Raw genomic sequence first — 8,659 nt, forward strand, 5'->3', positions numbered from 1 at the left:
GCTGTGATGTAGCTGGAAGCCGCCCGCGCTGCCCGGTCGGGGCGCGGGCGGGGCCGCTTGTCAGTGTGGCCGGGGCGGGAAGAACAGCGCCAGCCAGGCGGCGAGATCGAGCTCGGCTTCCTCGCGGATCGGGGCGATTGCGTCGGGGGCGATGTCGAGCAGTTTCCATACCGCGGGATCGACGCGCCCTGCCGTCTGCGCGCTCGATTCGCCCAGCGTGTCGGCTTCGACGATGGCGCGCGCCAGGTTCAGCGTGGCGGCGTCGCCCGCGTGTTCGCCGCCCAGCTTCGGCAGGGTCTGGGTGCCGATGGCGCCGGCAAAGGCGCCCGGAACCCGCCATTGGTCCATCAGCGCCGCGCCCACTTCGGCGAAGTCGCAGCCGACGATGCGGCGCTCGGCCAGATGCAGGGCCTCGCCCGTCTGCACCGCGCTCTGCCGGGCGGTGTCGGCGAGCAGCGGGGTGGTCTGGAACATGACCAGATGGCCGATGTCGGCCAGCAGGCCGATGACGAGCATCCTTTCCAGGCCGGGGCGCCCGCTGCGTCGCGTGATCGTGCGCGATGCCAGGGCGCACAGCACGCTGTCGCGCCAGAAGCGCTTCATGTCCAGCCGGGCCGGGCGGATGCCGGCGAAGACCGCATGCAGCGACATCGCCAGCACCAGGTCGTGTACCTGTTGCAGGCCGAGGATCTGAACGGCCTGCGCCACGTTGTCGACCTTGCCGCGGTAGCCGTACATCGCGCTGTTGACCAGTCGCAACAGGCGCGCGGTGAGCGCCGGGTCGGCCGACACCAGGCGCGAGACTTCGAACACCGACCCGGTGGGCGACTCCAATTGTTCGCGGACACGCTCATAGACGGTCGGCAGCGAGGTGAGGGCTTCGATCTGGCTGGCGAGTTCCTGTGCTGAATGCATGGGGGGGCTCCGTGATGCGAGCGGCCATTATCGGCGATTGCCGGCGATGAGGCGCCAAAGAACGGCTTGCACGGGGGAAGTATGCGGGCAAAATCGCCCTTTGCGCCCAGGAGGCGCGGACGATGTCGATGAGGTAGCGATATGAGAGCGTTGAGCTGGAACATACAGTGGGGCCGCGGCGCCGATGGCGTGGTCGATCTGGAGCGGACCGTGGCGGCGATCCGCGATGCGGGCCCGCTCGACGTGATCTGCCTGCAGGAGGTCGCACGCAACTTCGATGGCCTGCCGGGCGGCGCGGGCGAGGATGAGGTGGCCTTCCTTGCGGCCGCGTTCGAAGGGTATGCGCCGGTGTTCGGCGCGGCGGTGGATGTTCCGGGCCGCAGGGGCGGACGGGCGCTGTTCGGCAATCTGCTGCTGTCGCGGCTGCCGGTGGGGCAGGTGTTCCGCCACATGCTGCCGGCGCCGGCAGATGACAGCGTGCCGTCGATGCAGCGGGCCTGCGTGGAAGCGGTGGTGGGTACCGAGCGCGGGCCGCTGCGTTTCATGACGACGCATCTGGAGTACTACTCGCAGCGGCAGCGCCGGGCGCAGATCGCCGCACTGCGTGCGCTGCAGGCCGAGGCCGCCGGGCATGCGGCCGCACCGGCGCCGGCCAAGAATGGCGGCAGCGCCTGCTTTGCCGCCTGGCCGCGTCCGGCTTCGGCGATCCTGTGCGGCGACTTCAACTGCGAGCCGGGGTCGGAGGAACATGCCTCGCTGCAAGCGGCGATCGCCAAGGGCGTGCCCGCATGGTGCGACGCCTGGCCGCTCTGCCGGCCCGGCCTGCCGCACCCGCCGAGCGTGGGCCTGCACGGCGCGGACTGGCCCGATCATGCCTTCTGCTGCGACTTCTTCTTCGTCAGTGCCGATCTGGCTGCGCGCGTGCGCGCGGTCGAGGTCCTGGCGGGAACCGCGGCCTCGGACCACCAGCCGGTGGTGCTGGAGCTGGCGGACTGAGTTCCGCGCGGCCGTGCCGGCAGGGCATGCTCAGTCGGGCGTCTGCCGAGGGTCGATCAGATCGCGGTAGGCATGCCAGGTGGCATGGCCGAGGATGGGCATCATGACGATCAGGCCGACGTGGAAGAGCAGGAAACCGAACAGCGTCAGCAGCACGATCAGGAAAGCCCATACCAGCATCGTGCCGGGATTGCGCAGCAGCGCCGAGAAGCTGGCCAGCATCGAACTGATGGCGTCCTGGTTGCGGTCCAGCATCAGCGGAACGGCGACGACGCTGGCGGCAAAGGCAAGGAAGGCGAAGAGCATGCCGACGCCGAAGTACGCTGCGAGGAATTCGAGGTTCTCCAGGCGGAGCAGCTGGCTGACGAAGCTCGACAGGTCGGGCATTTCGTTGGTGTAGAACAGTGCGAAAACGACCATCGAGGCCCGGGCCCACAGCAGGAAGAGGACGCCCAGCACCACTGCGAACAAGCCGATGTTGCCCGCGTTGCGTCGCCAGACGGTGAGCGTCGGCCGCAGTTCGCAGGCTTCGCCGCGTTCCCGGCGGCGGCTGATCTCGTACAGGCCCATGGCGAGGAAGGGGCCGAGGATCAGGAAGCCCGACGTCAGCGCCGCGACGTATTCGTAGGCATGGCGAAGGGTGATGGTGAGCAGCAGGCCCATGCCGGCGAAGCAGAAACCGTAGAACAGGCTCGGAATCGCGCACGCCTTCAGGTCGTCGATACCTCGGGCGATCCAGCGCAGCGGCGCGCCGAGCGAAACCTCGCGTACGGCCGGAAAGGGAAGGGCGGGGTCGTCCTGCGTACCTGCGGGCAGGGGGTCGTTCTGTCGTGCCATGTGTCTCTCCTGTCGGGGGCGTCAGCGATGAGACGGGGGCGCGATATATATGTGTTGTCGTGCGTGGGCTACGCTCCCCGTAAAGCATCGACCAGGCCGTCGGGTGCTTCGTTCATCATGGAATGGCCGGCACCGGCAAGCACAATCATACGCGTGCTGCAGCCCATCTTTTCAAGCGAATCGGATAAGGGTTTTACCGCATCGGCAGGCGTCATGCGGTCGAATTCGCCGCTGACCAGCAAAGTGGGGCAGCTCACCCGGGTGGCGGCGGCCAGCCCGTCCTGCCAGGCGTTGCAGGCATTCAGGTCGCTGGCGAGCACGCGTGCGCCTTGCTGGTGCATGCGCTGCAGGTTGGCCGCTTCGAGTCCGGCACGGCGGCTTTCGCCAAGGACTTCGGCCGGCGCGAACGAGAACTTGTTGATCAGCGCGAAGGCGTTTTCGGGCTCGTTCTGCGCGGCGTCGAGCAGGAAGGGGGAAACCGGCATCGGCACGCTGCAGCCGACCAGCGCGAGCCGGTCGACGCGTGCCGGCGCCTGGCCGGCGGCGGCGAGTGCGACCAGCGAGCCCATGCTGTGGCCGCACAGCCGGATGCGCTCGTGTCCGAGCGCATCGGCGAGGGCGAGCACCCAGCGGGCCATGGCGTCGATGTCGGGCAACGGGCTGCCGCCGGAGCCGCCATGCCCGGGCAGATCGGGGATGAGCACGTGTTCGCCGTTCGCAGCGAGTCCGGCGGCGACTTCGTTCCATACCGCGTGGTCGTGGCCTGCGCCGTGGATGAGCAGCCAGGGCGGCGCATCCGAATCTGCGGCGGGCGTGTTTTCGTGGAGCGCGACGGGCTGGCCCTGGAGTTCGAGTTCTTTCATCGGCGATGTGTGTGGCAGGAGGGGGTAGTCGGGATGTGGCGACGCTTCAGGCGCGCTCGTCCGGTTCCAGCAGGCGTTCGATGGCACTCATGCGATCCTTGAGGATCAGCTTGCGCTTCTTCAGCCGGCGCAGCATCAGTTCGTCGCCCAGCGGCAACTGCGCCAGGCGATTGATCGCATCGTCCAGATCCTGGTGCTCGATGCGCAGTTCGTCAAGCCGGCGGTGCAGGCTGGTGACATCTTCGAAAGTTTCGTCGCTCATGGTCGATCCGCGGGAAGGGCATGGGTGGAGGATGGGAAAGGCCGGGCAGAGGCTGTGCCGATGGTATGCGCAGGGCTGTGTGCTGACAACCGTGCGCCCCGCCGGACTGCCTCTGCCGGCACAATTCATTATCATTCCCGGCTTGCCGGCTTCATGGGAGAAGGACGAGGTGAACAAGGCGTTCGTGAAGGAAAGCGACGGTGAGGACGACGAGGAGCAACTCGCGCCCGCGCTGCGCCTGCCGGCGGGCAGCAAGAACTACATGACGCGGCGCGGCTACGACGCGCTGCGGGCCGAACTCGACCAGCTCGTGCGCATCGAGCGGCCCAAGCTGGTCGAGACCGTCGCCTGGGCGGCGGGCAACGGCGATCGCTCGGAGAACGGCGACTACATCTACGGCAAGAAGCGGCTGCGCGAAATCGATCGCCGCATCCGTTTCCTGATCAAGCGCATCGAAAACGCCGAGGTGGTCGATCCGGAGCGGCAGCAGGACCTCGAACAGGTGTTCTTCGGTGCGACGGTGACGTTCTGCGATCTCGATACCGACGAGGAACAGACCTGGCAGATCGTCGGCGTGGATGAAGCCGACGCGGCGCGGGGCCGCATCAGTTGGATCGCGCCGCTGGCGCGCGCGGTGCTGAAGGCCCGGGTGGGAGACGTGGTGCGTTTCCAGAGCCCGGCCGGCATGCGCGAGATCGAAGTGGTGGAGATTCGCTATGTCTGAATGAGCGTTCGCTGCGGCGATGCGGCTTTTTTCCCGAGTCCGGCTCAAGGATTCCAGCGCAGTGCCGAAAATGCGGTCGTTGGCCTGCTGCGCTGCGCCCTGTTTCCATGTCCGATGCGTATTGCGCAGCCTGTCACCCATGCCTCGATGACGGTTTTCAGTGGAAGTTTGATTTTTCCGCTTACGGAGGCGGGCGAAAGCCCGCAATCTGATCGAGGTCATGGTGGTGCCGCGGTGTACCGTCGGTGCCGGATATTCGGAGGGAAAGGAATATGTCGTTCAAGTCGATACCGGTAGCACGCCGGCTGATGCTGGTGCTGGCGATTGCGCTTGTGGGTCTGGTCGTGTTGGTGCTGGATGCCTTGTACGAGGAGCGCGCCGCGCTGGAGGCGGGCTACCAGCGCTCGGTCAAGGGGGCGGTCGAGCTGGCGCACGGTATCGTGGTCCACTTCCATGGGCTGGAGCAGTCGCAGGCCATGAGCCGCGACCAGGCGCAGCGTGCGGCGAAGGCGGCACTCAAGGAACTGCGCTACGAGGGCAACGAGTATTTCTGGGTCAACGACAGCGCGACGGTGGTCGTCATCCACCCGATTCGTCCCGAGATGGAAGGGAAGAGCATGAGTGAGCAGCGCGATGCCGCCGGCAAATACATGTTCCGCGAGTTTGTGCGCGTGGCGACCGAGTCCGGCGAAGGCGCCGTCGACTATCTATGGCCGCGCCCGGGTTCGGATGTGCCCCAGCCCAAGGTCTCCTACGTGAAGATGTTCAAGCCCTGGGACTGGATCGTGGGGACGGGCGTTTACGTCGATGACATCGACGACGCGTTCAATGCCGCGATGCTGCGCATCGGCAGCATCGCGGCGGCCGTGCTGGCGCTGCTGGTCGTCGTCTCGTGGCGCGTCGTCCACAGCGTGACGGACCAGCTCGGCGGCGAGCCGGCGTATGCGAGCGAGATCATGCGCAAGGCCTCCGGCGGCGACCTGTGCGTGGATGTCGCGGTGAAGGGCGGAGGCGACAGCCTGCTAGGTTCCCTGTCCTCGATGCTGGGCAGGCTGCGCCACATGATGGGCGAGATCACCCAGAGTGCGCGGCAGGTGGCGGACCGTTCGCACGAGATTTCGGAAGTGTCGCGCGCAGTGTCGAAGGCGTCCGAAAGCCAGACCGATGCGACGGCGTCGATTGCCGCGGCGATCGAGGAGATGACTGTCAGCATCGGGCAAATCACCGAGAACGCAATGGGCGCCGAGCGCAATTCGGCCCATTCCGCCGAACTGGCGAACCAGGGGGCGGCGAAGGCGGAGCGTGCCGCAGGCGAGATGGAGGTGATTGCCGGGACCGTGGAGGAAGCCACGGGAAGAATCCAGCAACTGGTCAAGCGTGCCGACGAAGTGGGGGCCATCGCCGGCGTGATCAAGGAGATCGCGGCGCAGACCAACCTGCTGGCGCTGAACGCGGCGATCGAGGCCGCGCGCGCCGGCGAGCAGGGCCGCGGCTTTGCGGTGGTGGCCGACGAGGTGCGCAAGCTGGCCGAGCGCACCAGCACCGCGACGGTGCAGATCGAGCAGGACATCGCCGGCATCCAGACCGAGACGCATGGCACGGTGGACGCGATGTCGCGTGTCTCGGCGCAGGTGGGGAGCGGCATGGCGCTGGTACTCGATGTGACGGGCTCCTTGCGCGAGATCGCCGCCGGGGCGGTCGAAGCCCTGGAGCAGATCCGCAGCGTGGCCGGGGCCACGGCCGAGCAGCGCGCGGCGGCGACGGCGATCGCGCAGGAGGTCGAACAGATCGCGCAGATGGTCGAGGGTACCAACGTGTCGATGCGTTCGGCAGTGGCGGCCGTCGAGCAACTGGAGAAGCTGTCTGCCGGCCTGAGCGAACTGGTGGGGCGATTCAAGGTGTGATCCGCCGCGCGAATCCCGGGCAGACTTGAAATCCGGTCTGCCCATCCCCATTTGAGGCTGCGTCCGAACAACCCAGACGGAGCCTCAGCAAGATGTCCGAAGCGCAAACTGCCACCTCCCAGACCCTCAACTTTCAGGCCGAGGTGAAGCAACTGCTTCACCTGATGATCCATTCGCTGTATTCCAACCGCGAGATCTTCCTGCGCGAGCTGGTCTCGAACGCATCGGACGCCTGCGACAAGCTGCGTTTCGAGGCGCTCGACAATGGCGCGCTGTATGAGAACGACTCCGAACTGAAGATCCGCATCGGTTTCGACGCCGAAGCCAAGACCATCACCATCGCCGACAACGGCATCGGCATGAGCCGCGACGAAGCCATCGCCCACCTCGGCACCATCGCCAAGTCGGGCACGCGCGAATTCTTCGGCAAGCTCACCGGCGACCAGCAAAAGGACGCCAACCTGATCGGCCAGTTCGGCGTCGGCTTCTATTCCGCCTTCCTCGTCGCCGACCGCGTCACCGTGCTGACCCGCCGCGCCGGCCTGCCCGCCGGCGAAGGCGTCAAGTGGGAATGCTCGATGGCCGGCGACGAAGCCGGCGCCTACACCGTCGAGCAGATCGACAAGCCCGGCCGCGGCACCGAGATCACCCTGCACCTGCGCGAAGGCCAGGACGACCTGCTGTCGTCGTGGAAGCTCAAGAGCCTGATCCGCAAGTACTCCGACCACATCGTGCAACCGATCGTGATGAAGAAGGAGGAATGGAACGAAGAGCAGAGCAAGCAGGTGCCGACCGACGAGGACGAGACGGTCAACCAGGCCAGCGCACTGTGGAGCCGGTCGAAGAACGACATCACCGACGACGAGTACAAAGCCTTCTACAAGCACGTCGCGCACGATTTCGACGAGCCGCTGGCGTGGACCCATTCGCGCGTCGAAGGCCGCCACGAATACACCAACCTGCTCTACGTGCCGAAGAACGCGCCCTTCGACCTGTGGGACCGCAACGCCCGCCACGGCATCAAGCTGTACGTGAAGCGCGTCTTCATCATGGACGACGCCGAGAAGCTGATGCCGACCTACCTGCGCTTCATCCGCGGCGTGGTCGATTCGGCCGACCTGCCGCTCAACGTGTCGCGCGAGATCCTGCAGGAATCCAAGGACATCGACACCATCCGCGCCGGCTGCACCAAGAAGGTGCTGACCATGCTCGAAAGCCTCGCCAACAGCGAGGACGAAGCGGACAAGGAGAAGTACGCCATCTTCTGGAAGGCCTTCGGCAAGGTGCTGAAGGAAGGCGTGGGCGAGGACTTCGCCAACAAGGAGAAGATCGCCGGCCTGCTGCGCTTCGCCTCGACCCAGCTCGATAGCGCCGACGAAGTGGTGTCGCTCGCCGACTACATCGGCCGCATGAAGGAAGGCCAGGACAAGATCTACTACGTTACCGCCGAGACCTTCAACGCCGCCAAGAACAGCCCGCACCTGGAAGTCTTCCGCAAGAAGGGCGTCGAAGTGCTGCTGCTGTCCGACCGCGTCGATGAATGGGTGACGGGCAACCTGAGCGAGTTCGACGGCAAGCCACTGGTGTCGGTGGCCAAGGGCGGCCTGGACCTGGGCGCGCTGGAAGACGAGGCCGAGAAGAAGGAAGCCGAGAAGGCCGCCGACGAGTTCAAGGACCTGCTCGACCGGATGAAGGCGAGCCTGGGCGAGCGCGTCAAGGACGTGAAGGTGACGCTGCGCCTGACCGATTCGCCCGCCTGCCTGGTGGCCGACGAGCACGACCTGGGCATGAACCTGGCCCGCATCCTGAAGGCGGCCGGCCAGGAGGCACCGGTGTCGAAGCCGATCCTGGAAATCAACCCCAGCCATCCGGCGGTGCTGCGGCTGCAGTACGAAGACAAGAACTTCGACGACTGGGCCGCGGTGCTGTTCGACCAGGCGCTGCTGGCCGAAGGCGGCACGCTCGACGACCCGGCGACCTTTGTCAAGCGCATCAACCAGTTGATGATGGCGATGAGCGGCAACTGATCTCGGCTACGAGTCAAGGCTGAATGCAGAAGCGGCGGGGTTTGGGCCTCGCCGCTTTTTTTCGGACACGTATGGACGCGTCTAAGCTTGATTCGTAGGTGGTGGTGACAAAAGGATGTTATGCGCTTATT

The 8,659-nt window shown here is 66.1% G+C and carries 8 protein-coding genes; 4 read left to right on the forward strand and 4 right to left on the reverse strand.

Annotated elements, in window-relative coordinates:
• Nucleotides 1-60 precede the first annotated feature (60 nt).
• Complete coding sequence (locus TBU01S_RS21965; protein WP_068639624.1) at nt 61-915, reverse strand: HDOD domain-containing protein; 855 nt, start codon at nt 913-915, stop codon at nt 61-63.
• A gap of 141 nt (nt 916-1,056) precedes the next feature.
• Between TBU01S_RS21965 and TBU01S_RS21970 the strand changes: the two genes are divergently transcribed.
• Nucleotides 1,057-1,911 (forward strand): endonuclease/exonuclease/phosphatase family protein, encoded by an 855-nt coding sequence (locus tag TBU01S_RS21970; protein ID WP_068639625.1) that lies wholly within the window; start codon nt 1,057-1,059, stop codon nt 1,909-1,911.
• A gap of 30 nt (nt 1,912-1,941) precedes the next feature.
• On the opposite strand, the gene TBU01S_RS21975 is transcribed toward TBU01S_RS21970, so the two are convergent.
• The 3 genes from TBU01S_RS21975 to TBU01S_RS21985 all read right to left on the reverse strand — a co-directional run bounded on the left by TBU01S_RS21975 (nt 1,942) and on the right by TBU01S_RS21985 (nt 3,873).
• Entirely contained in the window at nt 1,942-2,748 is an 807-nt protein-coding gene (locus tag TBU01S_RS21975) for a DUF2189 domain-containing protein (protein ID WP_068639626.1), read from the reverse strand.
• A gap of 68 nt (nt 2,749-2,816) precedes the next feature.
• Complete coding sequence (locus tag TBU01S_RS21980) at nt 2,817-3,611, reverse strand: alpha/beta fold hydrolase (RefSeq protein ID WP_068639627.1); 795 nt, start codon at nt 3,609-3,611, stop codon at nt 2,817-2,819.
• Nucleotides 3,612-3,657: 46 nt separating this feature from the next.
• On the reverse strand, nt 3,658-3,873 hold the full coding sequence (locus TBU01S_RS21985) for a YdcH family protein (protein WP_068639628.1): 216 nt from the start codon (nt 3,871-3,873) through the stop codon (nt 3,658-3,660).
• A 169-nt stretch (nt 3,874-4,042) separates the two neighbouring features.
• Between TBU01S_RS21985 and greB the strand changes: the two genes are divergently transcribed.
• The 3 genes from greB to htpG all read left to right on the forward strand — a co-directional run bounded on the left by greB (nt 4,043) and on the right by htpG (nt 8,528).
• On the forward strand, nt 4,043-4,597 hold the full coding sequence (greB, locus tag TBU01S_RS21990) for a transcription elongation factor GreB (RefSeq protein ID WP_068639629.1): 555 nt from the start codon (nt 4,043-4,045) through the stop codon (nt 4,595-4,597).
• A 272-nt stretch (nt 4,598-4,869) separates the two neighbouring features.
• Nucleotides 4,870-6,501, forward strand: coding sequence for a methyl-accepting chemotaxis protein (locus TBU01S_RS21995; protein WP_068639630.1), 1,632 nt, complete (start codon nt 4,870-4,872; stop codon nt 6,499-6,501).
• A gap of 92 nt (nt 6,502-6,593) precedes the next feature.
• On the forward strand, nt 6,594-8,528 hold the full coding sequence (gene htpG, locus TBU01S_RS22000) for a molecular chaperone HtpG (RefSeq protein WP_068639631.1): 1,935 nt from the start codon (nt 6,594-6,596) through the stop codon (nt 8,526-8,528).
• Nucleotides 8,529-8,659: the final 131 nt, after the last annotated feature.

Origin of the sequence: Thauera butanivorans NBRC 103042, assembly GCF_001591165.1 — a bacterium.
Classification (GTDB): domain Bacteria; phylum Pseudomonadota; class Gammaproteobacteria; order Burkholderiales; family Rhodocyclaceae; genus Thauera; species Thauera butanivorans.